Source organism: Salarchaeum sp. III (assembly GCF_036418315.1).
Lineage (GTDB): Archaea > Halobacteriota > Halobacteria > Halobacteriales > Halobacteriaceae > Salarchaeum.
In genome coordinates this window covers 1-25,776 of the sequence record NZ_JAZHPG010000018.1, presented here as the reverse complement: position 1 = coordinate 25,776, position 25,776 = coordinate 1, and the positions used below count along the sequence as shown (strand labels likewise).

The 25,776-nt window shown below is 67.8% G+C and carries 28 protein-coding genes; 17 read left to right on the top strand and 11 right to left on the bottom strand.

What is annotated here, in order from left to right:
- The first annotated feature begins 18 nt into the window (after positions 1-18).
- On the top strand, positions 19-1,053 hold the full coding sequence (dph2, locus tag U3A55_RS03195; protein WP_330990085.1) for a diphthamide biosynthesis enzyme Dph2: 1,035 nt from the start codon (positions 19-21) through the stop codon (positions 1,051-1,053).
- A 1-nt stretch (position 1,054) separates the two neighbouring features.
- On the opposite strand, the gene U3A55_RS03190 is transcribed toward dph2, so the two are convergent.
- Positions 1,055-1,411, bottom strand: coding sequence for a type II toxin-antitoxin system PemK/MazF family toxin (locus tag U3A55_RS03190; RefSeq protein WP_330990084.1), 357 nt, complete (start codon positions 1,409-1,411; stop codon positions 1,055-1,057).
- Positions 1,408-1,773: a MarR family transcriptional regulator gene (locus tag U3A55_RS03185; RefSeq protein WP_330990083.1), complete on the bottom strand. Its 366-nt coding sequence runs from the start codon at positions 1,771-1,773 to the stop codon at positions 1,408-1,410. Before U3A55_RS03185 ends, U3A55_RS03190 begins: the two co-directional genes overlap by 4 nt.
- 128 nt (positions 1,774-1,901) lie before the next feature.
- On the opposite strand from U3A55_RS03185, the gene U3A55_RS03180 reads away from it, so the two are divergent.
- Both U3A55_RS03180 and U3A55_RS03175 read left to right on the top strand, forming a co-directional pair.
- Positions 1,902-2,297 (top strand): hypothetical protein, encoded by a 396-nt coding sequence (locus tag U3A55_RS03180; RefSeq protein ID WP_330990082.1) that lies wholly within the window; start codon positions 1,902-1,904, stop codon positions 2,295-2,297.
- 32 nt (positions 2,298-2,329) lie between these two features.
- Positions 2,330-2,941 carry an METTL5 family protein gene (locus U3A55_RS03175; RefSeq protein ID WP_330990081.1) on the top strand — a complete coding sequence of 204 codons (612 nt, stop codon included), beginning with the start codon at positions 2,330-2,332 and terminating at the stop codon, positions 2,939-2,941.
- Here the strand turns inward: U3A55_RS03175 and U3A55_RS03170 are convergent.
- Entirely contained in the window at positions 2,938-4,734 is a 1,797-nt protein-coding gene (locus U3A55_RS03170) for a rhomboid family intramembrane serine protease (RefSeq protein ID WP_330990080.1), read from the bottom strand. The two genes, U3A55_RS03175 and U3A55_RS03170, sit on opposite strands and share 4 nt — an antisense overlap.
- Positions 4,735-4,863: 129 nt before the next feature.
- Between U3A55_RS03170 and U3A55_RS03165 the strand changes: the two genes are divergently transcribed.
- Together U3A55_RS03165 and U3A55_RS03160 are read left to right on the top strand one after the other, a co-directional pair.
- A complete protein-coding gene (locus U3A55_RS03165) occupies positions 4,864-5,151 on the top strand; it encodes a DNA-directed RNA polymerase subunit L (protein WP_330990079.1) in 288 nt (95 codons plus the stop codon).
- 386 nt (positions 5,152-5,537) lie between these two features.
- A complete protein-coding gene (locus U3A55_RS03160) occupies positions 5,538-5,987 on the top strand; it encodes a hypothetical protein (RefSeq protein WP_330990078.1) in 450 nt (149 codons plus the stop codon).
- 318 nt (positions 5,988-6,305) lie between these two features.
- Here the strand turns inward: U3A55_RS03160 and U3A55_RS03155 are convergent, their stop codons facing one another.
- Together U3A55_RS03155 and U3A55_RS03150 are read right to left on the bottom strand one after the other, a co-directional pair.
- Positions 6,306-6,584: a UPF0058 family protein gene (locus U3A55_RS03155; RefSeq protein WP_330990077.1), complete on the bottom strand. Its 279-nt coding sequence runs from the start codon at positions 6,582-6,584 to the stop codon at positions 6,306-6,308.
- 55 nt (positions 6,585-6,639) lie between these two features.
- Positions 6,640-6,849 carry a DUF7120 family protein gene (locus U3A55_RS03150; protein ID WP_145847473.1) on the bottom strand — a complete coding sequence of 70 codons (210 nt, stop codon included), beginning with the start codon at positions 6,847-6,849 and terminating at the stop codon, positions 6,640-6,642.
- Between the two features lie 167 nt (positions 6,850-7,016).
- Between U3A55_RS03150 and U3A55_RS03145 the strand changes: the two genes are divergently transcribed.
- Positions 7,017-7,613, top strand: coding sequence for a sulfite oxidase-like oxidoreductase (locus tag U3A55_RS03145; protein ID WP_330990076.1), 597 nt, complete (start codon positions 7,017-7,019; stop codon positions 7,611-7,613).
- A 78-nt stretch (positions 7,614-7,691) separates the two neighbouring features.
- Here U3A55_RS03145 and U3A55_RS03140 read toward each other — a convergent pair whose 3' ends face one another.
- Positions 7,692-8,840 (bottom strand): cobalamin-independent methionine synthase II family protein, encoded by a 1,149-nt coding sequence (locus U3A55_RS03140; RefSeq protein WP_330990075.1) that lies wholly within the window; start codon positions 8,838-8,840, stop codon positions 7,692-7,694.
- 99 nt (positions 8,841-8,939) lie between these two features.
- Between U3A55_RS03140 and U3A55_RS03135 the strand changes: the two genes are divergently transcribed.
- From U3A55_RS03135 to U3A55_RS03120, 4 genes are all read left to right on the top strand, one after another.
- On the top strand, positions 8,940-10,268 hold the full coding sequence (locus U3A55_RS03135; protein WP_330990074.1) for an isochorismate synthase: 1,329 nt from the start codon (positions 8,940-8,942) through the stop codon (positions 10,266-10,268).
- Positions 10,265-12,013 carry a 2-succinyl-5-enolpyruvyl-6-hydroxy-3-cyclohexene-1-carboxylic-acid synthase gene (menD, locus tag U3A55_RS03130; protein ID WP_330990073.1) on the top strand — a complete coding sequence of 583 codons (1,749 nt, stop codon included), beginning with the start codon at positions 10,265-10,267 and terminating at the stop codon, positions 12,011-12,013. Before U3A55_RS03135 ends, menD begins: the two co-directional genes overlap by 4 nt.
- Positions 12,014-12,048: 35 nt before the next feature.
- A complete protein-coding gene (locus tag U3A55_RS03125) occupies positions 12,049-12,993 on the top strand; it encodes a 1,4-dihydroxy-2-naphthoyl-CoA synthase (protein ID WP_330990072.1) in 945 nt (314 codons plus the stop codon).
- A 176-nt stretch (positions 12,994-13,169) separates the two neighbouring features.
- Positions 13,170-14,735: a receiver/sensor box histidine kinase gene (locus tag U3A55_RS03120; RefSeq protein ID WP_330990071.1), complete on the top strand. Its 1,566-nt coding sequence runs from the start codon at positions 13,170-13,172 to the stop codon at positions 14,733-14,735.
- A gap of 246 nt (positions 14,736-14,981) precedes the next feature.
- Here the strand turns inward: U3A55_RS03120 and U3A55_RS03115 are convergent, their stop codons facing one another.
- A complete protein-coding gene (locus tag U3A55_RS03115; protein ID WP_330990070.1) occupies positions 14,982-16,310 on the bottom strand; it encodes an MFS transporter in 1,329 nt (442 codons plus the stop codon).
- Between the two features lie 87 nt (positions 16,311-16,397).
- On the opposite strand from U3A55_RS03115, the gene U3A55_RS03110 reads away from it, so the two are divergent.
- From U3A55_RS03110 to U3A55_RS03090, 5 genes are read left to right on the top strand one after another with little or no spacing between them, the layout of a single operon-like run.
- Entirely contained in the window at positions 16,398-17,333 is a 936-nt protein-coding gene (locus tag U3A55_RS03110; RefSeq protein ID WP_330990069.1) for a 1,4-dihydroxy-2-naphthoate polyprenyltransferase, read from the top strand.
- Positions 17,330-18,334 (top strand): mandelate racemase/muconate lactonizing enzyme family protein, encoded by a 1,005-nt coding sequence (locus U3A55_RS03105; RefSeq protein WP_330990068.1) that lies wholly within the window; start codon positions 17,330-17,332, stop codon positions 18,332-18,334. Before U3A55_RS03110 ends, U3A55_RS03105 begins: the two co-directional genes overlap by 4 nt.
- Entirely contained in the window at positions 18,334-19,812 is a 1,479-nt protein-coding gene (gene menE / locus U3A55_RS03100; protein WP_330990067.1) for an o-succinylbenzoate--CoA ligase, read from the top strand. Before U3A55_RS03105 ends, menE begins: the two co-directional genes overlap by 1 nt.
- Before the next feature lie 24 nt (positions 19,813-19,836).
- The gene (locus U3A55_RS03095; protein ID WP_330990066.1) at positions 19,837-20,544 is read left to right on the top strand and encodes an NRDE family protein; all 708 of its coding nucleotides are present in this window, start codon (positions 19,837-19,839) and stop codon (positions 20,542-20,544) included.
- A 25-nt stretch (positions 20,545-20,569) separates the two neighbouring features.
- The gene (locus tag U3A55_RS03090; protein ID WP_330990065.1) at positions 20,570-20,926 is read left to right on the top strand and encodes a helix-turn-helix transcriptional regulator; all 357 of its coding nucleotides are present in this window, start codon (positions 20,570-20,572) and stop codon (positions 20,924-20,926) included.
- On the opposite strand, the gene U3A55_RS03085 is transcribed toward U3A55_RS03090, so the two are convergent.
- Complete coding sequence (locus U3A55_RS03085) at positions 20,927-21,607, bottom strand: universal stress protein (protein WP_330990064.1); 681 nt, start codon at positions 21,605-21,607, stop codon at positions 20,927-20,929.
- A 1-nt stretch (position 21,608) separates the two neighbouring features.
- Positions 21,609-23,045, bottom strand: a complete 1,437-nt coding sequence (locus U3A55_RS03080) for an APC family permease (RefSeq protein ID WP_330990063.1) — start codon at positions 23,043-23,045, stop codon at positions 21,609-21,611.
- A 199-nt stretch (positions 23,046-23,244) separates the two neighbouring features.
- Between U3A55_RS03080 and U3A55_RS03075 the strand changes: the two genes are divergently transcribed.
- The gene (locus U3A55_RS03075) at positions 23,245-23,514 is read left to right on the top strand and encodes a hypothetical protein (RefSeq protein WP_330990062.1); all 270 of its coding nucleotides are present in this window, start codon (positions 23,245-23,247) and stop codon (positions 23,512-23,514) included.
- Between the two features lie 157 nt (positions 23,515-23,671).
- Here the strand turns inward: U3A55_RS03075 and U3A55_RS03070 are convergent, their stop codons facing one another.
- Together U3A55_RS03070 and gatC are read right to left on the bottom strand one after the other, a co-directional pair.
- Positions 23,672-25,099 carry an amidase family protein gene (locus U3A55_RS03070; protein ID WP_330990061.1) on the bottom strand — a complete coding sequence of 476 codons (1,428 nt, stop codon included), beginning with the start codon at positions 25,097-25,099 and terminating at the stop codon, positions 23,672-23,674.
- On the bottom strand, positions 25,100-25,378 hold the full coding sequence (gatC, locus tag U3A55_RS03065; protein ID WP_330990060.1) for an Asp-tRNA(Asn)/Glu-tRNA(Gln) amidotransferase subunit GatC: 279 nt from the start codon (positions 25,376-25,378) through the stop codon (positions 25,100-25,102).
- Between the two features lie 130 nt (positions 25,379-25,508).
- On the opposite strand from gatC, the gene U3A55_RS03060 reads away from it, so the two are divergent.
- Positions 25,509-25,776, top strand: a 268-nt coding sequence (locus U3A55_RS03060) for a TFIIB-type zinc ribbon-containing protein (protein ID WP_330990059.1), incomplete at its 3' end; no start/stop codon positions are given.

Genomic DNA, 25,776 nt, shown 5'->3' with positions numbered 1-25,776 from the left:
GACCAATAGCCGTCTGTAATGAGCCAGCAGGAGCGGACCGAGGGCGACCTCCGGAACACCGGACTCTCCCTGAAGCACGACCGGACGTGGGACTACGAACTCGACCGAATCGTCGACGCCGTCGAGGAGCGCGGCGCTGAGAAGGTCGGCCTCCAGTTCCCGGAGGGACTGAAGCGCCGCGGCCCCGCCGTCACCGACGACCTTCGGGAGGCGCTGCCCGACGACGTTCGCGTGATGATGTCCGGGAAGCCGTGCTACGGCGCGTGCGACCTCGACACGTACCTGATGCGGCGGACTGACGTGTTCGTTCACTTCGGTCACAGCCCGATGAAGGAGTCCGAGAACATCATCTACGTCCCGCTCTTCTCGAACGTGGACGTGACGCCCATCATGCAGGAAGCCCTCGACGAACTCGACGGGGACGACGTGGGCCTCGTCACGACCGCCCAGCACATGAACAAGTTCGAGGAGATGCGGACGTGGCTCGAGGAGCGCGATTTCACCGTCCACACCCGCCGCGGCGACGACCGCCTCACGAACGAGGGGCAGGTCCTCGGCTGTAACTACGCCTCCGCGGACATCGACGCCGACCAGGTGCTGTACGTCGGCGGCGGGAAGTTCCACCCGCTCGGGCTCGCGATGGAGCACCCCGAGAAGAACGTCGTCATCGCCGACCCCGTGAACAACTCCGTCTCCATCGCGGACCAGGAGCAGTTCATGAAGCAGCGGTACGCGAGCGTGCACAAGGCGATGGACGCCGAGAAGTGGGGCGTCATCTTCTGCACGAAAATCGGACAGGGGCGCTGGGACCAGGCGAACCAGATCGTGGAGGAAAACGACAACGCTTACCTCATCACGATGGACGAGGTCACGCCGGATAGGCTGATGAACTTCGACATGGACGCGTTCGTGAACACGGGCTGTCCGCGCATCACGACCGACGACGGGCCGCGCTTCCACAAGCCGATGCTCACGCCCGGCGAGTACGAGATTGCGGTCGGGAACAAGCCGCTCGACGAACTGGAGTTCGACACCTTCCACGGCACCTGGTAGGCTACCCGTCTAGTTCTTCGACGAGAGCCGTCACCGTCTTCTCGACCACGTCTTCGGAGAGTCGTCCCTGCCATCGCGCGATGTCGTCCGCGGCGAGCGATTGCACGCCCCACGGGACGACACGACTGGGTTCGGGAGTGCCGCCGCGAACCCAACTCGACGCCGGGATGTCGAGCAGTCCGTCGAGCCACGAGCGCGTGGTCAGCGTGACCGCGATGTACTGGTCGCCGTGGAACGGACGCCCGCTGTGGTTTGAGAGAACGAGCCACGGCCGTCCGGCCGCCCGCCGCTTGAACGGGTCGGTTCCGTAGACGACGTCGCCGCGCGCGTAGATTCGGTCGGTGTCGTCGGCGGTCACGCGTCCTCGCTCGGGTGGGGCTGGTCGGGCGCGTGCTCGCGCCACGCGTCCGCGTCTTCCTCGCCGAGTCGGTCGTCGAACAGCGCGGTGGCGCGTTCGTAGCCGCTGTACGAGTCGAGTCGGTCGGTGTCGTCGGTCACCGCCCAGTAGGTCGCCTTGTGTTCGACCAGGCCGCGCTCTTTCAGTCGGGAGAGCGCGGTGCTCACCGCGCCGGAGTCGAGGGACGTGCGGGACGCGATTTCGGTCGCCTCGAACGCCCGGTCGGCGTGCGCGGCGAGGAACCCGAGGACGCGCTCCGGCGTCGACAGGTCGGCGAGTTCGCCCTCGCTCGCTGCGTCGAACGTTTCCCGGTCGATGGACATGCTCGCCGGTACGCTTCCCAGCGTCAAGAGTGTTATCGGTGAAATCAATGAAAACGCCGTTCGACCACCCTATAATTACTACTGAACATAGACAAAGGCTTTTGTATTCTCAGTATGTATGGGTGTGTATGAGCACGACGCAGTCCGGTATCCGAAGCGCGGTCGCGAACTGTCGCCCGACGAACGCCACTCCCGTCACCGTCGACGCGGAATCCCTTGCCTCCCTCTCCACCACCTACCTGCGCGACGTGAAGGACGAACTCCAGGCGGAGAACTACACCGCGGACGTCCTCGAACTCTCCGCATGCTTCGACGAGGACTGCTCGTTCGCCACCCAGGACGAAATCGACCGCGTGCGCGACCACATCGACGCCGCCGCCTACCTCGGCGCGGACACCCTCACGGTCTCCTTCGACGGCGTCGCCGAGGAATCCAAGGTCGAACCCGCGCTCGCCGCGTCCGCCGAACGCGCACGCCGCGAGGGCGTCACCCTCGAACTCGACGGCCCGCTCTCCCTCTCGTAAGGCGTTTCTCCCTCCCGCTCCTTCCTCTCCCCGTGAAACGCGCGCTCGAACAGCGACTCGCGTCCGTCGAAGGCTTCCGAGAGCCGCGGGTCGACCTCGAACAGTACCCGACGCCCGCGGAACTGGCGGCGCACGTCGTCCACCTCGCCGGCCTCCACGACGACCTCGACCGAACCGTCCTCGATTTAGGGACGGGAACGGGAATGTTCGCGCTCGGCGCGGCGCTCGCGGACGCGCCGCAGGTCGTCGGCCTCGACGTGGACGCGAGTGCGCTCGCGGTCGCCCGCGAGAACGAATCCCGGGTCGCGTCCACGGCCTCGGTGGACTGGGTTCTCGGGGACGCGACCCGGCCGCCGCTCTCGGCCTCGAACGCGACCGTGCTGATGAACCCGCCGTTCGGCGCGCAGCACGGGAACGAACACGCCGACCGACGATTCCTCGACAGCGCGAGCCGGCTCGCCGCGGTCTCCTACTCCGTGCACAACGCCGGCAGCAGGGAGTTCGTCGAGTCGTTCGCGGCCGACGCGGGTGGCGAAGTCACGCACGCCTTTCGCGCCGAGTTCGAACTCGCCCGCCAGTTCGAGTTTCACGACACGGAATCGAAGACGCTCGACGCGGAAGTCTATCGGATCTCCTGGGACTAGTTGTACGTCTCCTCACTCGCGACCGTCACGCGCGTGCCGTCGTAGACGGCGACCAGTTCACCGTCCGTGTGGACGAATCGGATGCCGTCGAGCATCGTCGAATTTCCGGATTGTGGCACGGCTGCGGTGTCGAGAACGGTCCCCTCCTGCGTGAGCGCGAGGTAGAACGTTCCATCGCGGGGGAAGACGCTGACGTTCGTTCCGGCGAGCGTCAGGTCGGCCGTCGCGGGGTCCGACCCGTACACGTGCCGCCAGTCGCCGTCACCGGGTTTCAGGTAGACGACGTACGCCGTACCGCCGCCCTGCGCAACCCACCCGAGGCGCTGCGCCCGCACCACTTCCTCCCAGCCGACACCGCCGACGCGGACCGTACTCGACCCCGAGAACGCGAGGCTACCCGCGGAGACCGCTTCCGTCCACAGCGCGCGCTCGCTGCTGTAGACGATAACGCCGCTCGCGTTCACGCTCGTGGACTCGCCGAACAGCGACACGTCGATACCGCTCACGCGCTGGTTCGGCACGTCCTCCGCGTACGCGACCTGGTAGTCCTGAACCTCGACGGCGTCAGCGGGGAGGCCGCTCCCGTCGGTCGTCGTGTAGTTGATGGGCGCGGCGACGCCCGCCATCACGGCGAGCGGCACGACGACGAGGAGGACGCCGGCCTGGCGCCGCGAGATGTCCGTCCGCCAGCCGAGCGGTCGCCTGGACCCGCCTGCACGGACGGCCGCGGCGACGACCCACCCGACCACGAGGACGAAGAGAACGCCGACGGCGCGGTAGAGGACGTAGGTCGCGGGACCGCGGTACCACCACCACGCCCACAGCGAGAGCGACGCCGCGAACAGGACGGTGCCCGCGAACAGGCGGAGTGCGGACGGGCTGCGGTCGCGCTTCGCGAGCACGAGCACGCCGAGCAGGACGCCGAGCGTCAGCCCGAGGAAGTGACCTTGCACGGCGACGCCCGCCCACCACGGCCCGCCGTAGGACGACCCGGCGGACGCGACGACAACGGGGTCGGTGAGTGTCGTGTACAGCGTCGAGACAGCGCTGCGGAGGGAGAGCGCGACGACGACCGCAATCGGATAGCGCACGAGCGCGAACGCCGCGAACGCGAACACCACGCCGGAGAAGCCGATGACCGGCCCCCACGCGAACACGCTCGTCCCGAGGCCGACGAGAACGACGCCCAGCGGAAACAGGCCGAACGCGCGGACGTAGGGGTTCGTGCGGAGCGACGAGAAACTCCCCTCGCCGCGCTCGGTGGGGAAGTGGCTGAACGCGTACTCCGCGAGCGGCGCGAGCACGACGGTCCCGACGAGGTTTCCGTAGAGGTGGCCGTAGCCCGAGTGCGCGAACGGCGCGGTGAGCACGCCCAGCGGGTACGTGTACGACCACGACGTGAACGGAAGCGTGAGTGGCGAGTAGAGGCCGTCGGCGCCGCCCTGCACGAACAGGTAGAACGCGAGTACGCCGAGAACCGACACGAGCGACCCCCACGGAACGCCGAACAGGAGGCGCGAGCGGAGGCGGCGGAACCACCGCCCGCGCGGGCGGTCGAGGGCGCGAACCACTCCGAACGACGCGACCAGCGCGAGCGCGAGCGCTGCGGCGAGCGCCGGGTCGACGGGAACGAGGCCCGTGGCGGCCGCGACGCCGGTCCCGAGGACGCCGACGACGGGCGCAACCACTAGCAGGCCGTCCGAGAGACGGACGCCGGCGAACCGGGAGAGGAGGCCCGCGACGGCTGCGCCGAGCAGGCAGGAGAGCGCGAGGACGACGGGGAGCGACACCATACCCGAGTCAAGTCACGCCCCACCAATAAAACGCGTCGGCCGACACCGCGCGACCCGGGAGGCGTCCCGCCGGCCGCGCGCGGAGGTCGGTGCGGACGATTGAAACGCGCGCTACCCCTGCGTTCGTGTATGGATTTGCGGGTTGTCGAGCAATCGGAGTCCGAACTGGTGATAGAAATCGGGGGCGAGGACCACACCTTCATGAACGTCCTGAAGGGCGCGCTCCTCGAACTGGACAGCGTCGCCGCGGCGACGTACGACCAGAACCCCGAGCAGTCGGGCGGCCAGACCGAACCCCTCCTCTCCCTCAAGACGGAGGACGGCGAGAATCCGCTGGACGCACTGGAGGAGGGCGCGGCGCGCGTGAACGAACAGCTCACGGAGTTCCAGACGGCGTACGAATCCGCGGCGCAGTAATAAAATCGAACGGCGAAGCGCCGCTATACTATACATTACGGAAACGCTATCTTGCAGGCCTCTAGCCGAGAAACTGTATCGATGGATGAACCACTGACGTGAGTGTGTCATGGAACGCGTCACGTACAACGTGGTAGAATGCGAAACGATGTGTCCAGCATAACTGCAAGACGTAGCGTGGGTAAACGACTTGTTGGCTGCGGTGCCGACGGAGACAGTACGCTGTTCAACTCTTAACTTCGAGGTTCTACTGGAATACGGCGTGTTGCACTGATTTGGAGGAAGGATATAAGCACAATCCAAACTTATACTTTATACTATAATTATATTGAGTAAATACTAGACAAATAATTTTTATCCTTTGGGAGCGCTGTCTGTAATACACCATGGAAGATGATAACTATAACTCTATAAACGAGGGGCGAAGAAACGTACTTAAAAAAATTGGCAGTGTTGGGGTAGGCGGGGCGGCAGTAACTGCTGGGCTTACTTCTGGAGCTGGAAACGCGAGGGGGATGCTATACGTCTCTCCCAGTACAGTGTACTCTGAGGAGGTAGAAACACTCTGTGACCTTGCTCCTGAAGGGCTGTCTGTGTGGACAGCTGCGTCACTGACTGACCCTGTTCCTGGTGATGAAATCTTTCTTGGAATAACAACGGCTAGTGCTGGGGCTGCGTGTGCAGTGCGCGACGAGTTTGTAGAGCACTACCCGGAGGCCGACACTATCAAATTTAAACGTGCTGATGAACAACATGGGGAGATATCTGAGGGAGATATAGTTGTAAGGCCGGAAGAACAAACTGACTTGCCGTGGTGGTTCCCCCCAATAGCATAATGGTAGAAATAGTCATTTCCGGTATTGGACTGGTAGTGGCAGCTGGATTACTATGGAAATCACTCCAGTCCCAGGAACAGCGTCCATGGCACCTTCTTGGAGCCCTTGGATGGATTGTGTTCGCTGCCTCTGGCCTCGCTACTGGACGGGTTAAAATAGCGATTATTGCTGTATCAATCGTCATATTCGCCGGTGCTATCGTCATTCGGCAGAACGATCGACACCAAGAAACGACAATCGTATGACTCGTATTTAGTTAAACCGGGCGGGATACGGGAGACTGCCGGCTCAGTAACTCAACAGAGCGCGGAGAACGCTTCAGAGTTTTGAGCCGGCGTCGTCCGCGAGTTCCTCCATGCGCTTGGAGAGGCGGCCGGCGTTCGAGAACTCGTCCTCGCTCATCGCGTTCGCGAGCGCGTTCCCGAGGACGAACACGGCGTGCTTGTGCTCGCTCTTGGACTTGTGGACGTGGCTCGGGTCGACGTCGAGTTGCTCGTAGGCCTCGAACGCCTCCTCGTTAATCTGGTCGTAATCGCGGATGTCGTCCTTGATTTCGACCAGTTGTTCGTGGAGGTCGAGCAGTTCGTCTTTGTGCATAATCGTGCTATGCGATTTGACGGTAAAAACCTTGCTCGCTACGCGCTCACACGCCCTAGAAGACGTACTCGTCCTCGTGCCCCATCATGCCCTCGTCCTCGAGGCCGGCGTCGTCGTCCATCGGACCGCTGGTCTTGTACGCGCGGATTCCCGCGGAGAGGAGGTCCTCGATGGCTTCTTCGCGGCTCATGAACTCGCCCTGTTCGACGAGCTGGGCGATCTGCATCTCGATGTGGTCGGGGATGTTTAGCTCCACTGTCGGCATGGGTTCTACGTGGCCGTTTGCCCCACCCGTTGATAAACTTGGCGGGCCGACTTTCCCCTGTAGAAAGTATTCTTCCTCTCGTCGAAAAGGAATCCTGGTGAGAAGTATTGAGAGTTAGGCGTTCCCGGTATCGGTACGCATACGTGCGTCCTGTCCGAAGTCCAGGTATGAGCGTGAAGGACGTTACGGACCTCCACGAGGAGTTCAACGGGGAGCGACTCCCGCCGGGACAGCGGGAGACGAGCAAGTTCCCCGTGCTCTCGAAGGGCAGCACGCCGAACTACGACCCGGACGACTGGACGTTCACCGTCACCGGCGCGGTCGACGAGGAACTCTCGCTCTCCTTCGAGGAGTTCCAGGGCCTCCCGAGCGAGACACAGCGCCAGGACTTCCACTGCGTGACCGGCTGGTCGAAGTTCGACTGTACATTCACGGGCGTCACCTTCCCCGCCCTGATGGACGCCGCGGGCGTTCAGTCCGACGCCGTCCACGTCATGTTCCACGCGCTCGACGGCTACACCACCAACCTCCCGTTGGAGCAGTGCGCGCGCGAGGAAGTCATGTTCGTCTGGGGGTACGACGGCGACGACCTCCCCCGCGAACACGGCGGCCCGCTCCGCGTCGTCACCCCGCACCGCTACGCCTACAAGGGCGCGAAGTGGGTGGACGGCGTCGAATTCCTCACCGAACCCGAGCGCGGCTACTGGGAGAAACGCGGCTACTCGAACACAGCGAACCCCTGGAACGAAGAGCGGTACAGCTGACACGCGGCGCTACGCGCCGCGGAACGAGTGAACGCTGAGCGATGGCGAGGCGTGCGGCGATATAGCTAGCCGGGTCGTTCAGTAGAGGCGGTCTGCGGCGATTTCTGCGCCCTCGTCGAGCGCTTCGAGTTTCGCCCACGCGATTTCGGGGTCGACCATGCCGAGGCCGGCTTGCGTGCCGAACCCGCAGTCGGGCGCGGCGACCAGTGGCGTGTCGTCGGGGACGGCGTCGGCGACGCGTTCGATGCGGTCGGCGATTGTTTCTGGGTGGTCGATGATGTTCGTCTTCACGTCCACGACGCCGGGGATGAGCGTCCAGCCGTCGGGGAGCGGGTGTTCGCCGAAGGCGCGGTATTCGTGCTGGTGGCGGGGGTTCGCCTGCTCGACGCTCAGGCCCGTGATGTCGGCCTCGTAGAGCACGGGCAGCATCTCGGCGAGCGGCGTGTCGAGGTGGCCGGGGCCCTCGTAGCTTCCCCAGCACGTATGGAGGCGCACCTGTTCGGCGGGAACGTTTTCGAGCGCCTCGTTCAGGGCTTGGACGTGGAGTTCGGTTGCGCCCTTGATTTCGTCGATGGAGGAGTCGGCGTACGCGGCCGTCTGGCCGACCGTGAGGAGTTCCGGTGCGTCGATCTGGAGCGTGAACCCGGCGTCGGCGACGAGTTCGTACTCCTCCTGCATCGCGTCCGCGGCGGCGAACAGGTACTCCTCGTAGTCGCCGTAGTGGTCGTCGACGTGTGTGGCGGTGACGACGCTCGGGGACGCCGAGGTGAGGAACGTATCGTCGAAGTCGGCGTCCACATCGTCGAGGGCGGCCTCGAACTCGGCGATTTCGGCCTCCGCTTCCTCGTAGCCGGTGTATTCGAGCGGGCCGGTGACGACCGGGTGTTCCGCGAGGTTGATGACGTCGGTCTTGAACGTCTCCTCCGCGTAGTCCGGGTAGTCCTGGAGGTCCGCCCAGAGTTCCTGCTCTTCGGTGCCTTCGATGCCGCTGAGGCGGTTCTTCACGTACCAGTTGAAGGAGACCCGGGACTGCTCGCCGTTGTTCGCGCTGTCGATGCCGACCTCGGCCTGTCGGCGGACGACCTCGTGGGTCGCGTCGGTGGTTGCGTCCTCCCACTCGTCGGGGTCCACGTCCTCGCCGTCCTCCCGTTTCTTGAGGAGGTCGAGGAGTTCGGGCGGTCGGGGGAGGCTGCCGATGTGCGTCGTCGGAATCCGGTCGTCTACCATCGTATCCGAATAATAAATCTAGCTTGCAATATAACTCACGGTATTCGTCCGTGGTCGCGGACTGGAAAGTATAAACGACCGCCGGTCAAAAATCGGGTAATGGGAACTCGGCGTAACGCGCAGGAGTCCGTCCCAGCGGGCGGACGGCTCGTCAGCCGGACCCGCCGACTCGACGACACCCCGCTCACCGCGCTCGTGCGGGCCACCGAACGGCCCCACGCGGTGTGGACGGCACCCAGCGAACCCGCCGTCCTCGCCCGCGGTGCGGCCGCGTACATCACCACCGCCGGCACGAACCGCTTCGACGCCGTCCGCGAACAGGCCGCGACAGTCTTCGCCTCCGTCGACCGTCCCGACGCCGCGCCCCGGGCCGCACGCCCCCGGTTCGTCGGCGGCTTCTCCTTTCACACCCAGCACGACAACACCGGCGTCTGGGACGGCTTCCCCGGCGCCGGGTTCGTTCTCCCCCACGTCCAGTTCACCGTCACCGACGACGCCACCTACCTCACCGTGAACGAATACGGTGCGGACGCGACCCCCGCGTCCGTCGACCGCACGCTCGACAACGTCGCCACAGACGCCAGAGTCGACGACGACGCCGGACCGCCGCCGGGAATCCGCGAGACCGCACGAACCACCGACCGCGAGACGTGGCGCGAACAGGTCAAACGCGTGGTGGCGCGCATTGAGTCCGGCGACCTAGAGAAGGCCGTGCTCGCGCAGTCGCTGCGCGCGACTCTCGACGCGCCCTTCTCGCTTCCCGATACCTTCGAGCGCCTCGGCGACGCCTACCCGGACTGCTTTCGGTTCGCGTTCCACGCGAACGGCGGCGGGACGTTCTTCGGCGCGACCCCCGAACGCCTCGTCACCCGCCACGGCGGCCGCCTCGAAACCGGCGCGCTCGCCTCCACCGCACCCCGCGGCGACACGCCTGCGGGGGACGACGCCCTCGAAGCCGACCTCCGCGAGTCCGCGAAGTTCCAGCACGAACACCAGTTGGTCGCGGACAGCATCCGCCGCCAGCTCGACGGACACGTGCGGAACGTCGCGACCGGCGAACAGGGCGTCCGGAAGCTCACGAACGTCCAGCACCTCTTCACGCCCATCAGCGCCGACACGGACGAACACGTGCTCTCGCTCGTGGACGCCCTCCACCCCACGCCCGCCGTCGGCGGCCTCCCGCCGGCCGACGCGCTCGACGCGATTCGAGAGATAGAGGCGTTCGACCGCGGGTGGTACGCCGCCCCCGTCGGCTGGTTCGACGCGGACGGCGACGGCACGTTCGCGGTCGGCATCCGCTCCGCGGTCGCGCACGACCGGACGGTCACGCTGTTCGCGGGTAACGGCATCGTCGCGGACTCCGACCCCGACGCCGAATGGGCGGAAGTCCTGCTCAAGTACCGCCCAATCCTCGACGCGCTCGAATGACCGCACCCAATCGGAGCACGCTGTTCGCGCGCGCCGTCGTCGACGAACTCGCGAAGGCCGGCGTCGAGGCGGTCTGCATCGCGCCCGGCAGCCGCTCCACGCCGCTGACGGTCGCGCTCGACGCCCACGAGAAAATTCGAGTGTTCAGCCACCTCGACGAGCGCGCCGCGGCGTTCTTCGCGCTCGGCCGCGCGAAACGCACCGGCCGTCCAACGCCCGTCGTCACCACCTCCGGGACGGCGACCGCGAACCTCTACCCGGCCGTGATGGAGGCCGCCCAAGCCCGCGTTCCCCTCCTCCTGCTCACCGCCGACCGCCCCGCCGAACTCCGTGACAGCGGCGCGAACCAGACCGTCGACCAGGAGAAACTCTACGGCGACGCGGTCCGGTTCTACAAGACGCTCCCCGAACCGAACGCGGAACCGCGTCGCCTCCGCTCCGTCCGCACGACGGTTCACCGCGCGCTCGCTGAAACCCGGGGGGCGAACCCCGGACCGGTTCACCTGAACTGTCCGTTCCCGAAGCCGCTCGAACCCACGGAAGCGGAGCCGCCGCACGCCGTCCCGGACGACTTCGCCGACCGGCATCCGCTCGCCGCGAACGGCCGGGACGGCCCGTTCGTCACCATCGGAAACGGCGAAACCCACCCCAGCGAGGACGCGCTCGACCGGCTCGCGAGCCTGGTTTCGGACGCGGAGCGCGGCCTCGTCGTCGCCGGCCCGACCGACCACCCGACGCACGCCCCCGAAATCGGCCGACTCGCAGACACGCTCGGGTATCCCGTTCTCGCCGACCCGCTCTCCGGACTCCGATTCGGCGAGCACACCCGGCGCGTGCCGACGCTCGGCGGGTACGACGGCTACCTCGACGAGCGCGTCACCGCCGACTGGCCCAGCCCCGACCTCGTCCTGCGGTTCGGCGCGTCCCCGACCTCGAAGCCGCTCCGGAACTACCTCGCGCGCACCGACGCCCGACACGTCCTCGTCGACCCGGCCGGCGGCTGGCGGGAGGCCTCGTTCACCGCGAGTGACCTCGTCGTCAGCGACCCCGCTCCACTCGCCCGCGAGCTCCGCGAGCGCGTCGACTCCCCGGGCGCGGACTGGCCGGAACTCCGTACAGCCGAGGACGCGCACTGGAACGTGGTCGCGGACGCCGACCGACTGGAGGGCGCGATAGCCCGCGAGGTCGTCGCGTCCGCCCCTGACCCGTCCACGGTCTTCGTCTCGAACTCGATGCCCGTCCGCGACATCGACCGGTTCGCCCGCCCCCGCGACGCCGACGTGTCCGTGCTCGCGAACCGCGGCGCGTCCGGCATCGACGGCATCACCTCCACCGCCCTCGGCGCGGGGAGCGCGACCGACGACCCCCTGGTTCTCCTCACCGGCGACCTCGCGTACTACCACGACTCCAATGGGTTGCTCGCGCTCGCACGCTGCGGCGTCGACGCGACCGTCGTCCTCGTGAACAACGACGGCGGCGGCATCTTCCACATGCTCCCCATCGAGGAGTTCGACCCCCCGTTCCAGGGCCAGTTCAAGACGCCGCACGGCCTCGACTTCGAACCCACGAGCGACCTCTACGGCTTCGACTACGCCCGCACCGACTACGACGGCTTCCCCGAACGCTACCGCGCCAGCCTCAAAAGCGAGGGAACCCAGGTCGTCGAGGTCGTGACGGACGCCGAGGCGAGCCACCGCCGCCGCGAGGAACTCAGGGAGTCCGTCGTGGACGAGCTCGTCGAGTAGGGAAGCTTTTTGCGCGCTTGCCCGGGAGTGCGAGTATGGTCTCTGAACTCTTCGACCCCGACCGCTGGGAGCCGGTCGAGGGCTTCGACTTCCGCGACATCACGTACCACCGTGGGACGGCCGTGGACGCGGTGCGCATCGCGTTCGACCGCCCCGAGAAACGCAACGCGTTCCGTCCCGGCACCGTGGACGAACTCGCCACCGCGCTCGACCACGCGAAACGCCAGACCGACATCGGCTGCGTCCTCCTCACCGGGAACGGCCCCAGCCCGAAGGACGGCGGCTGGGCGTTCTGCTCGGGCGGCGACCAGTCCGTCCGCGGCGAGTCGGGGTACGAGTATCAGGGTGAGGACGAGAACCCGGACCGGAGAGACGGGACCGGTCGAGCGGCGGAGCCGCGAGACGAGAACCCCGACCCGGGTGAGGCGGGCCGCCTCCACATCCTCGAAGTCCAGCGCGCCATCCGCTTCATGCCCAAGCCCGTCGTCGCCGTCGTCCCCGGCTGGGCCGTCGGCGGCGGCCACAGCCTCCACGTCGTCTGCGACATCACGCTCGCCTCGGACGAGAACGCGAAGTTCCTCCAGACCGACCCTGACGTCGCGTCGTTCGACGCCGGGTTCGGCTCCGCCTACCTCGCCAAACAGGTCGGCCAGAAGAAAGCCCGCGAGGTGTTCTTCCGCGGGAAGACGTACTCGGCGGAGGAAGCCGCCGACATGGGGATGGTGAACGAAGCCGTCCCCCACGACGACCTCGAAGACGTCGCCCTGGAGTGGGCTGACGAGATGAGTCAGAAGAGCCCCACCGCCATCCGCATGCTCAAATACGCGTTCAACATGGCCGACGACGGCATGGTCGGCCAGCAGGTGTTCGCCGGCGAAGCCACCCGCCTCGGCTACATGACCGACGAGGCGCGCGAAGGCCGCGAAGCCTTCCTCGAAAACCGCGACCCAGACTTCGACGACTACCCCTGGTACTACTAACGGACTTTTTTCCGGTTCGGGTCAGCTTCGCTGACCACTCACCGCAAAAACCTCCACCAAAAACGCCGGTCGCCTCCGGCGACCGGTACGGTCGGCGTACTTCCGAACGCCGAATTCCGTGATGGTGCGACTGGGGTGTCCCAACCTATTTTCGTTCGTCGTGCCGAGTGGACGGTGTGACTCTCGTATCCCGGCGCGTATGCGGTCTGGCGCTCGTCGCGCTGGGCGCGGTGCTCGTGGTCGCGCACCTCATGACGACGGGGTCAGAACCCCCGATGGCGTTCGCGGTCATCGTGCTCGCAGTCGGTATCGCCGTCATCGGCGTGTTCGTCGCGCGCGGCGACCTGGTGTCCGCGTGGTGTACGGACCGCGTGCTCGCGTGGACGGCGCTCAGCGCGGTGTCGATGCCCACGGCGGTGCTCTGGGTGACCGTGGACGCGCCCGTGCTCGCCTCGCTGTTCTCCACCGCGGTGGCGGACGCAGCGACGGTCGGCGCGTTCGCGGGCGTGGTCGTCGGCCTGTACGACGCCCGGAACCGGAAGCGCCAGCGCGACCTCAACCGCCTGAACCGTATCGCCAACGCGCTCCGCGTCGCCACGCAAGAGGTCGTGCAGGCGGACGACCGGGACGACCTCGAACAGTCCGTCTGCGACCGCCTCGCCACCTCCGCCCCCTACGAGTCGGTCTGGGTTGGCCGATACGACCGCGAGGACAACACCGTCCGGGCGTCCGCGTGGGCGGGACTACCCGACGACTACTACGAATCCATCACCATCACCGTGGACGAGACGCCGAAGGGACGGGGAGCGGGCGGCCGCGCGATCAAGACCCGGGAGACGCAGGCCATCCCGGACGTGTTCGAGGACGAGACGATGGAGCCGTGGTGGGACACGCTCGAGGAGCACGGCATCCGCTCGCTCGCCGTCGTCCCCATCCATCACGAGGACACCGTCTACGGGTTCTACAGCATCTACGCGGACCGCCCCGAGGTGTTCGACACGGCGGAGCGCGAGGTGCTCACCGAACTCGGGGAGACGCTCGGGAACGCCATTTCGGCCATCGAAACCAGAGAACAGCTCGCGGCACGCGAGCAGGAACTCGCCCGCCAGAACCGACGACTCGCCGAGTTCGCGTCCATCGTCAGCCACGACCTCCGCAACCCACTGAACGTCGCCGAGGGCTACGTCGACCTCGCGCGGGAAACAGCTGACGGGGACACAGAAGACTCCCTGAACCGCGCGGACGCCGCGCTCGACCGGATGCGCGAACTCATCGAGGACGTGCTCGCGCTCGCCCGGCAGGGCGAAACCGTGAACGACCCCGCGCCAGTCGCGCTCGACAGCGTCGTCGCCGACGCGTGGGCGGCCGTCGACACCGACGGCGCGACGCTCGAAACCCGCGACCTCGAACGCATACTCGCGGACCGCAGCCGCTTCCAGCAACTCCTCGAAAACCTCTTCCGGAACGCAATGGAGCACGGCGCGGACGAGAACGGCCGCGTAACCGTCACGGTCGGCGCGCTCACGGACGGCTTCTACGTCGCGGACGACGGCCCAGGGATTCCCGAACAGGCCCGCGAGCGCGTGTTCGAGACCGGGTACTCGTCGAGCGACACCGGAACCGGACTGGGGCTGAACATCGCTCGCAGTATCGCCGAAGCGCACGGCTGGGAGGTCGAACTGACGGAGAGCGCGTCCGGCGGTGCGCGCTTCGAGTTCAGAAGCGTAGAGACCGCAGAGTAGGACAGACTGCAGGAGGGGACGAGGGGGAGCCGTCCCCGAGTGTGTCCGAATCGCCGGTCGCGGGCGCGTCCACGCACGGCCGCTACGGAGCCGCGCGAACGCCCGACGGCGGCGGTGCCAGTCAGTGCATGTCGGGATGGTCAGGCGAACGACGGGGGTCGTTCGAACTCCCGTAGCGAGCGTGACACGGGGAGCGTGTCACACCTCCTCCTTCCACCCCCTCCATGTTAACTCCGACTCGCATTCTCAGTTCGTGGGACCGCCCTCGAAGTAGTCAAGCGCGAGCACGACCGCGGCGCCACCGACGACGAGCACAGCGGCGGCAGCAAAGGTTGGAACGTAATCGTATGTTGCGGCGAGCCAGCCGCCGAACAGGCCGCCAACCCCGCCAGCCGCCGAGGAGAGCGCGGTGTAGAGACCGAGCGCGGCCCCGCGATTGTTGGGGCTGGCGTACCGAGCGACGAGGGAGTTCGCGGTGACGGCGATGATGGCCCAGGAGAGCCCGACGAGCGCGAACAGGCAGGCGACGGCGAGCAGGCCGGGGAGCGTCGACGCCTGAACGGCGTAGCCGACAGCCGCGATGACCGGGAAGACGGCGGCTCGCAGGCCGAGCGCGCCGGACTGGAGGCGGCGGAGATCGTAGCGGTCCGCGAGTTCGCCCGCGCCGACGTAGAACACCGCTGAGGCGAGGCTGGAAACGACGTACAGCGCGAACACGGCGTCGTCGCCGAACCCGGCTTTCGTGAGGAAGTCGGGGAGCGGGGCGCTGAACACGGAGAACCCCGCGAAGAAGACGGAGACGGCCGCGAAGTACAGCAGGAGGGAGCGACTGAGACCGGACAGCAGGTCCCGTGGGCTGCTGCTGCGGGCGAGCGAGACGACGCGCCCCGGAAGCAGCGGGGAGAAGACGGAGCGCACCGCGCGCCGGGATGGGCGACCGCGGAGACGGCCGCGCAGCCCGCGCGTCCCGGGTTCGCTCGGGAGCGAGCGCGCGGCCGCGACGGTGCACACGACGACGATGCCGGTGCAGAGCCAGAGGAGCGCGCGCTGGGTCTCGATGGGTATCAGGTACTCGCCGACGATGAGCGTCCACACCGACCCGAGCACGAGGCCGCCGGTCCAGCCGTACCCCTGGTACTTGTTCAGGCGGGCGATGCGGCCGTTCCAGCGGTGCTGGGGGGCGTCAGCGAGCACGAGCGTGGTGAGCACGGGCGTGACCGCGGCGACGAACAGCCAGAGCACCGCGTCCGCGATGACGACCGCGGCGACCGACCCGAGGAGCGGGAGCGCGGCGAACGCGACCGCGACGCCCACAAATCCAACGAGAACGATGGTGCGCTGGTGACCGAATCTGTCCGTGAGCAGGCCGACCGCGAGCGAACTCGGCGCCATCGCCATCGAGGTGGCGAACCAGAGCACGCCGAGCGCGACCGCGTCCCCGCCCAGCTGGACGACGTAGAGCGGAACGAGGAGGCTGGCGACGCCGATGGCGACGTTCGCACCACCCCACGCGTACAGCCAGCTCTCCCCTCGCGGTGCGCGCTCCGGCTCGATGTCGGTCGCGGTCTCGGACACGCCCGGGGACTCCGAGTGCCGGCGTGATAAAGCGCACGGGGTTGTCCAATCGCAGGCGCTTTCCTCCACCGCCACGAACCCCGGCGTATGTCAGAGTCAGCGGACATCTCGCGGACGCGCGCCTGGGTGGTGGCGGCGCGCCCGCACACGTTTCCGGCCGCCGCCGCACCCGTGGTCGTCGGTGTCGGCCTCGCGCTCCGGGACGGCGTGTTCGTCCCGCTTCCGGCGCTCGCGGCGCTCGTCGGGTCGCTCCTCATCCAGATCGGCACGAACTTCGCGAACGACTACTACGACGCCGTGCAGGGAGCGGACACCGAGGACCGCGAAGGGTTTACGCGCGTGACTGCGAGCGGCCTCATCGAACCCGGTGAGGTGAAGCGCGCGATGTACGGGACGTTCGCCGCCGCCATCCTCCTCGGCACCTACCTCGTGTACGTTGGCGGCCTCCCAATCCTCGTCATCGGCCTGCTCTCGGTCGCGTCCGGCATCGCGTACACCGGCGGCCCCTACCCGCTCGGCTACCACGGACTCGGCGACCTGTTCGTGTTCGTCTTCTTCGGCGTCGTCGCGGTCGTCGGCACGTACTACGTGCAGGCCGCGTCCCTCGTCGCCGGCGCGTTCCCGCTCTGGATTCCCGCGGGAACCGTGACCGTAGACGCGTTCGTCGCGAGCCTTCCCGTGGGCGCGATAGCGACGAACGTTCTCGTCGTGAACAACGTCCGCGACCGCGAGGAGGACGCCCGGACGGGGAAGAACACGCTCGCCGTCCGCTTCGGCTACGCGTTCAGCCGCGCGCAGTACGTCGCGCTGTTCGCGCTCGCCTACCTCACGCCCGGCTGGTTCTACCTCCGCACCGCCGACCCGTTCGCCCTCCTCCCGCTGCTCTCGCTCCCGCTCGCCGCGTCCGTCACCCGGACCGTGCTCACCGAAACCGCTGGCGAGAAACTGAACCCCGCGCTCACGCGGACGGGTCAGACGCTCGCGCTCTACACCATCCTGTTCGCGCTCGGACTCGCACTATGATAGAACCGTTCAGCCTCCCTCTCGCGTCGCCGCTCGACACCGCCGCCGGCACTATCACCGAACGCGAGGGGTTCCTCCTCCGCACCCGCGACGGTCTGGGAGAAGCCACTCCGCTCCCCGGCTGGACGGAATCCCACGAGGACTGCCGGAACGCGCTCGAAGCCGCCGATGCCGCGCTTCCCGACTGGCAGGCCGCGCTCGACGCCTGCACGGACGCGCCGGCAGCCAGGCACGCCGTCTCGCTCGCCCACCTCGACGCCGCCAGCCGCGTCGAACGCCAACCGCTCTACCGCTTCCTCGGCGACGACGCCCGCGTTGACGACGTGCCCGTGAACGCCACCGTCGGCGACAGCTCGGTCGACGACACCGTCGAATCCGCCCGCGAGGCCGTCGACGCCGGGTTCGACTGCGTGAAGGTGAAGGTCGGCGCGCGCGACGTTGAGGACGACGTAGAACGAGTGCGTGCGGTCCGCGACGCCGTCCACGACGACGTGGAACTCCGCGCGGACGCGAACGCCGCCTGGAGCGCCGACGAGGCGAACTACGCGCTCGACGAACTCGCCGGCGTTGTCTCCTACGTCGAACAGCCCCTCCCGAAATCGGATTTGGACGGCCACGCCGCCCTCCGCGAGCACGACGTGGGTGTCGCCGTCGACGAGACGCTCACCGAGCACTCTGTTCGGGACGTGCTCGCGGCCGAGGCGGCGGACGTCGTCGTCCTGAAGCCGATGGCGCTCGGCGGCGTCGACCGCGCGAGAGAGGCCGCGCTGACCGCGCGCGAGGCCGGGGTCGCGGCGGTAGTGACGACGACCATCGACGCCGTGGTCGCGCGCACCGCGGCAGTCCACCTTGCCGCCAGCCTCCCCGGCGTGCCCGCGTGCGGCCTCGCCACCGCCGACTTGCTCGACGCCGACCTCGGCCCGGACCCAGCACCCGTCGAATCGGGTCGAATCAGCGTCCCGCAGGAACCCGGAACCCTCCCCGGGGAGGTGCGTCCCTGATGCGGGACTGGCTCGCCCACCGCGTCCGAGCGTCCCCGGACGCGCTCGCGCTCGTCGACGCGGATTCAGGCCGGGAGTGGTCGTTCCGCGAGCTCGACGCTGCCGTCGCGGAGACCGCGCGGCAGCTCTCGGGACTGGGCGTCAAACCGGGCGACCACGTTGGTGTGCTGATGGAAACGCGGCCGGCGTTCGTCCGCCTCGTGTTTGCCGTCCAGCGCGTCGGCGCGACCCTCGTCCCCCTGAACGCCCGCCTCACGCCCACCGAACTCGCGTCTCAGGTCGAGACCGCGGACGTGCACGTCGTCGTCACCGAAGCCGAGAGCGAGACCGATGCCGTCGAAGCGGCCGGCGACGTTCCGGTCGCGTCCGTGGACGCGGCCGAACACGAGGGCGTGGACGCGCTCGCTGGGCACGACTCGTCGACTCCCGAAACCGAGCGGTCGGTCTCCGACACGCTCGCACTGATGTTCACGTCGGGCACGACCGGCGACCCGAAAGCCGTCCGGTTGACGCACGCGAACTTCCTCGCCGCCGCCGCCGCGTCCGCCTTCCGCCTCGGCGTCACCCCGGGCGACCGCTGGCTCTGCCCGCTCTCAATGTACCACATGGGCGGTCTCTCGGTCGTCCTGCGGAGCGTGCTCTACGGCACGACGGCGGTCGTCCAGCGCGGCTTCGACGCCGACCGAACCCTCGACGCTCTCGACGCGGAGGACTGCACGGGCGTGAGCCTCGTGCCGACGATGCTCCGTCGGATGCTCGACGCCGGGTCGTTCCCGGACTCGCTCCGGTTCGTCCTCGTCGGCGGCGCACCCACGCCGGTGGACCTCCGCGAGGAAGCGGTCGACCGCGGCGTCCCCGTCCACCCGAGTTACGGGATGACCGAAGCGGCGTCCCAGATAGCGACCGGCACCCCTGACGAAACCGAAGCCGCGCCCGACTCCGTCGGCCGGCCGTTGATGGGCTACGAGGTGACCGTCGCCGGCCCCGAGGGCGAACTCCCGGCGGGCGAGGTCGGCGCGATACACGTCGACGGCCCCTCCATCACGCCCGGGTACTACGACGCGCCCGACGCGAACGCCGACGCCTTCACCCGGTACGGCTTCGACACCGGCGACGCCGGCTACCTGGACGCGAGCGGCCGCCTCCACGTCCTGAACCGGCAGTCCGACCGCATCATCACCGGCGGCGAGAACGTCCACCCCGCCGAAGTCATGGACGTGCTCCGCGACCACCCCGCCGTCAGGGAGGCCGCCGTCGTCGGCGTGGACGACCCCGAATGGGGCGAACGCGTCGCCGCGCTCGTCGTCGCAGACGGCGACGTCGACGCCGAGACGCTTCAGGCGTTCTGCCGGGAGCGCCTCGCGGCCTACAAGGTCCCGCGCACCGTGGCGTTCGCGGACGACCTGCCGCGCACGGCGTCGGGGACTGTCGACCGCGCGGCCGTCCGCGAAACGCTCGCTGCGGCCGCGGACGTTTAAGCCACGGCGGCCGTTGGGACGCCCGTGTGCACCCTGATACTCGCGTGGCGGGTGTTCGACGGCACGCCCGTCGTTGTCGCCGCGAACCGCGACGAGGCCGTCGACCGGCCGTCGACGCCGCCACAACTCCGCGACTGGGAACGCCGCGTACTCGCGCCCGCCGACGAACGCGCCGGCGGAACGTGGATGGGCGTCACCGACAGCCGGCTGTTCGTCGGTATCACGAACCGCCGCGCGGACGGCGTCACGGGCGAGCGCTCCCGCGGCCTGCTCGTCCGCGACGCACTCGGCGCCGATACCGCCGAAGCGGCGCGCGAACGCGTTCTCGAGGAACTCGACGAGCACGAGTACGACGGCTTCAACCTCGTGCTCGCGGACGCCGACGACGCCGTTCTGCTCTCCTGGGACGGCGAACTCACGGAGGAGCGACTCACCCCCGGCGTCCACGTCGTCGTGAACACCGGATATGCGCCGCCCGAACGTGCGCCCGCGGTCCGCGACGCCCTCCCCGACACCGCCGTCGACCCGGACGCGTGGCTGGACGACGTGAAAGCCGTGTTGCGCGACCACGATATCGGCGCGTGCGTCCACCACGAAGACCGGGGGTTCGGCACGCGGTCGTCCTCGCTCGTCCGCATCGCCACCGAGGGCGACGTGCGCTTCGACTACGCGGACGGACCGCCCTGTCGCACCGAGTACGAGCGCGTCAGCGACCGCAACGGCCACATTTAAACCGCGCGCGGACGCCTGTTCGACTATGAGCGCTAGCGACGACCAGCCGGACCTTTCGGATGTCGAGCGACGGGCGGTGGAGCTCGTCCACGAAACCGGCGGCATCCACCAGAGCGACTTCTGGAAGGAACTCGACGTGTCCTCCCGGAAGGGGAGCCGAATCGCCTCCAAACTCGAAGAGTACGGGCTCGTCGAGCGGGAGGAAACCGTCTACAACGGGAACACCACGTACTACCTCGAACCCATCATCAACGAGGCCGACCTCGACTTCTCCCTCCTCATGGCGGGCGACATGCTCCCGCCGTTCGTCGGCGAGGAGGAACTCGACCCGCAGAGCGACGCGTTCAGCCAGTGGATTCTCAACCTCGTCTACGAGGAGTAGTTACTCGCGCGCCCGAACGACGAACACGGGCCCGAGCGCTTCCGTCGCGACTCTGTCTTCGAGTTCACCGAACACCCACTCAGTAAGCGACGGCTGCGGTTCACCCATCACGATGGCGTCGTACTCCGCGGCGACGGCCGCGATGGCGTCCACGGGACCGCCGCCCGGTCCCTCCGCGGCGGTGAGATGCTCGGCGTCCACGCCAGCGTCGGCGAGCGCCGTCGTCACCGCTTCGGGCGTGAGGTCCTCGTCGAGCGCGAACGTCGTCACGTCGATGTCCCGCTCCGCGACGAGCGCGGCGACGAACCCGGCGAGCTTCTCGAGGTCGGGCTTCCCGACTATCGGGACGAGCACGTCCTCGACCTGCATCGCCGCCCCCGGATGGACGACAGCGTCCGCGTCCACCTCGTCGGCGGTGCGGGCGATGGTCTGCTCGACCTCGCCCGTGAACACCATCCGGGTCTCGACGATCGCGCCCGCGTCGCGGAGCGCGGCCGCCACGTCGTCCAGTCGTTTCTGCGCGCGGTCGCCGAACTGCTCGCGCGCCGCGCCGGGCGGCGTCTGGTCGGGCACGCGGTAGTAGCCGAGCACGAGCACGTCCGTCGGAGCGAGCAGGTGGACGAGGCCGGCCGAGAGTGATTCGTCCTCCAGCACGCGGAGCGGAAGCAGTATCTTTCTCATCTTAGAGCACCCCCTTGAGGGAGACGTCGCGAGCGTAGTAGTAGTACCACGCGGCCGCCGCGACCATCAATGCCACGCCGATTATCTGGGAGAGCCGCTGCATGAACGCGATGAGCGCGAAACTCGCGAGACCGCCGACGCCCGCGACCACGGGATAGGCGGGGACGCGGAAGTCAGGGTCGTACCACTCGGGCGTGTTCCGCCGCAGCTGGAACAGCGCGACGCAGATAAGGCCGTACATCACGAGGTGGAGGAAGGACGCGACTTCCGCGAGCACCTCGGTCTGCCCGGACGCGACGAGCACGAGGACGGGAACGCCCGCCATGGTGAGCGCGACGTGCGGCGTCCCGTACTTCAGATTAATCGCGCCAGCCTTCTTCGGGAGGAGGGCGTCACGGCTCAGCGCGTACACCGCGCGCGAGGAGCTCATGATGGAGGCGTTCGCGCTCGACACCGTGGCGAGCAGTCCCGCGACGAGGATGGCGATGACGCCCGGGAGACCGAAGAACTCGCCCGCGACCTCGACCATCGCCGTCTCGCCGAACTCGCCGAGGGTCTTGCTGCCGAACGCGCTCGTCGCGACGAAGATGGTGACGACGTAGAACACGGTGACGAGGATGACCGACCCGACCATCGCGAGCGGGAGGTTTCGGCCGGGTTTCTTGATTTCGCCCGCGACGGTCGCGACCTGCGCGAACCCGAGGTAGGACGTGAACACGAGGGCGGCCGTGGTGAACACGGGCGCGAGGCCGAACGGCGCGAACGTCTCGGGCGTCGAGGACGCGCCGAACACGCCGAGCGCGTCGAGGCCGCCGTACCCGAGGAAGACCGAGAGAATCACGAGGAGCAAGGCGACGACGGCGTTCTGGAGTTTCGCCGTGTTCTCCGTCCCGGTGAAACTCATCGCGGTGAGAAGCGCGCCGAACACGAGGCCGAGCGCAGTCGTCGGCGGGACGGGCCAGGAGAGCGCGACGCCCGCGCGCCCGAGCAGTTCGACGGCGTAGCTCCCGAACCCGACGAGATAGAATGAGGACGCGAACACCAGTCCGAGCCAGAGGCTGATACCGACGATTGCGCCGGGGAGGGACCCGAGCGAGCGCGAGATGAAGTAGTAGCCGCCGCCGGAGCGCGGCATCGCGGTCGCGAGTTCCGATGCCGGGAGCGCTACGAGGAGCGCGATGACGCCACCGATGGCGTACGACGCGGCCGCCGCCGGTCCCGCCTCCGCCGCGGCCAATCCAGGGAAGACGAAAATACCCGCGCCTATCATCGTCCCGACGCCGATGGCGAGTCCGCCGACGAGTCCGATGGTTCGTTCGAGTTCGACGCCTCCCTCGGCGACCGTCGCCTCGTCGGTCGTTTCACCGACCGGGGCGGCGCTCGGTTCCTCGCCGGCGCGGTTCTCACCGCTCGGGGCCGGCGGTTCCTCAGTTCCCATACAGGCTTCCCCGAACGAACCCACCAAAACGCTGTGGCCGCCGGAGACAGTATGCTCGCCGAGCGCCGGCTCACCGGCTGCACCGGAACGACCGCGGACGGCGAAAACTGAGTAGCGCTGGGCGACCGGGGCTGACAGAGCCGACGGCGTCTCTCCCTGAACAGAAAGAATACATCGAATCAAGAGAGTGATTGGAGCTATGTGGCGAGCGGCGCTAGTCTACCTCGGATTCGTCCTGACGCCGCTCCCGGGGCTTCTCGCGCTCCGTCTGCTGTTTCGTTCCGGTGTCGTCACCGACGGTACCGCGGAGCGTGACGTGTGGTTCGCCGACGAGCCGCAGACGTTCCACGCATCTCGGTCACGGTTCTACAAGGTACTGACATGGGCCGCGTTCTTCGGCGGCTGGTTCCTTACACTGGTTCTCTACGTCTTTCTCGTCGATACGCTGTTCGCCGACCCGCCCGTCTGAGCGCCAGCCCCGTCCGTGGCATCCCGATTTCTCCGGCGCGCATCCATCCGAGATAACATCGTCGTCACCGTTCCGAGCGCGTCCGCAACGCGATTCGGGAACGAGAACGCTCAACGCGCTCGAAACGACCGGAGAACAGAGAGGACAGGACCGCCGCCTAAGCCAGCAGACTGCCCGCACGAATTATCTCTTCCTCGCCGAACGCCGGCCCCACCAACTGGAGGCCGACCGGGAGGCCGTCAGACTCGCCCGCGGGCACGCTGATTGCGGGGAGGTTCGCGAGGTTCACGGGTGTCGTGTTCGCGTCCGCGAGGTACATCTGGAGCGGGTCGTCGAGGCTTTCGCCGAGTTCAGGTGGGAGCATCGGCATCGTCGGGGACGCGAGCACGTCCACCGTCTCGAACGCCTCGTCGAAGTCCTGTTTCACCCACGCGCGGGCCTCCTGCGCCTGCTTGTAGTACTTGTCGTGGTAGCCCGCGGAGAGCGCGTACGTCCCGAGGAGGATGCGGCGCTTGACCTCGTCGCCGAACCCCTCCTCGCGCGCCGCGGAGAACGCCTCGTTCCAGTTCCCGTCGTAGCCGCCGGAGTCACCGGAAGACTCGCCGTGCTCGTCTTCCGAGCCCCCCCTCGCTTCGCTCGCGGAGGTTCCGTAGCGCACGCCGTCGAACCGCGCGAGGTTCGAGGACGCCTCTGACATGGCGATGACGTAGTACGCGGCGACGGCGTACTCGACCGAGGGAAGGCTGACCTCGACGATTTCGGCGCCGGCGTCCCGGTACTCGTCGAGCGCGTCCTCGAACACCTCGACCACGGCCTCGTCCGCGCCCGCTCGCGTCTCGCCACCCTCTGCGGGGTCGTCGCCCGCGCGTTCGCGGCCGCCGACCAGCTGGGTCGGCACGCCGATAGTCAAGCCCTCGACGTCGCCGGTCGCGGCGCTCGCGTAGTCCGCGTTAGCGCCCTCCTCACTCGTCTCGCGGGCGTCGCCCGCTCGACCGTTCGAGGCGCGTGACGCCTCGTAGGTCGTCCCGTCGTTCTCGTCCGGGCCGGCGATGACGGAGAGGAGTTCGGCGGCGTCCTCGACGGTGTTCGCGATGGGGCCGATCTGTTCGAGGCTGTTCGCGTACGCGACAAGGCCGTAGCGGGAGACGAGGCCGTACGTGGGCTTGATGCCGACGACGCCGCAGTAGGCGGCCGGGCAGCGGATGGAGCCGCCGGTGTCGCTGCCGAGCGCGAGGTCGGCGTCACCCGCGGCGACCGCGGCCGCGCTTCCGCCGGAGGACCCCCCGGGGACGCGCTCCTCGTCCACGGGGTTCGTGACGGGACCGAACGCCGACGTTTCCGTCGTCGTTCCCATCCCGAACTCGTCCATGTTCGCCTTCCCGACGATGGTCGCGCCCGCGTCCTTGAGGCGGGAGACGACGGTGGCGTCGTAGGGCGGAACGTAGTCGGAGAGCATCTCCGACCCGCAGGTGGTGCGGACGCCCTCCGTGGAGATGTTGTCCTTCACGGCGACCGTTCGACCGTCGAGCACGCCCGAGTCGTCGCCCACGATATCCGTCTCGGTGATGAACGCGTTGTGCGACATCTACGACACCCGCGGCCCCTTGAAGAAGCCGTCCTCGCTCTCGTCGGCGTTCGCGAGCGCCGCTTCCTGCGAGAGTGACTCCTCGACTTCGTCCTCGCGCATCACGTTCACGAGGTCGGGTTCGGACTCGACTTCGGGTACGTCTTCGAGGGCTTCGAAGTAGTCGAGGACCTCGGAGAACTGCTCGGCGAACGCGTCGACCTCGTCCTCCGAGAGGTCGACCCGCGCGAGGTCCGCGACGTGCCGGACTTCCTCCGCGTCGACGGCGGGTTCGCTCATACTCCGAGACTCGGTTGTGTCGTCGGTAAGGGTTTCGATACGGTCATAAGCCTTATTCGCCGTGCGGGCGTCATCACTAGCCACTTGATTACACAGGGACGGCGCGAGCGGGACGCCGTCCGGGTTCACTATGAGTGATTCACGAATCAGACGCCGGAGCGACGAGCGACGCACCGAGCAGGAAACAGAGTCCTCAGAGGACCTCCAGTGCCCCGAATGCGGCGGGAACCTGGCGGTCGACGAGGAGCGCGGCGAGACCGTCTGCACGGAGTGCGGCCTCGTCGTGGAGGAAGACGAAATCGACCGGGGGCCGGAGTGGCGGGCGTTCGACTCGGCGGAGAAGGACAAGAAGAGCCGCGGCGGGGCGCCGCCGACCAACAAAAAGCACCCCCAACGGC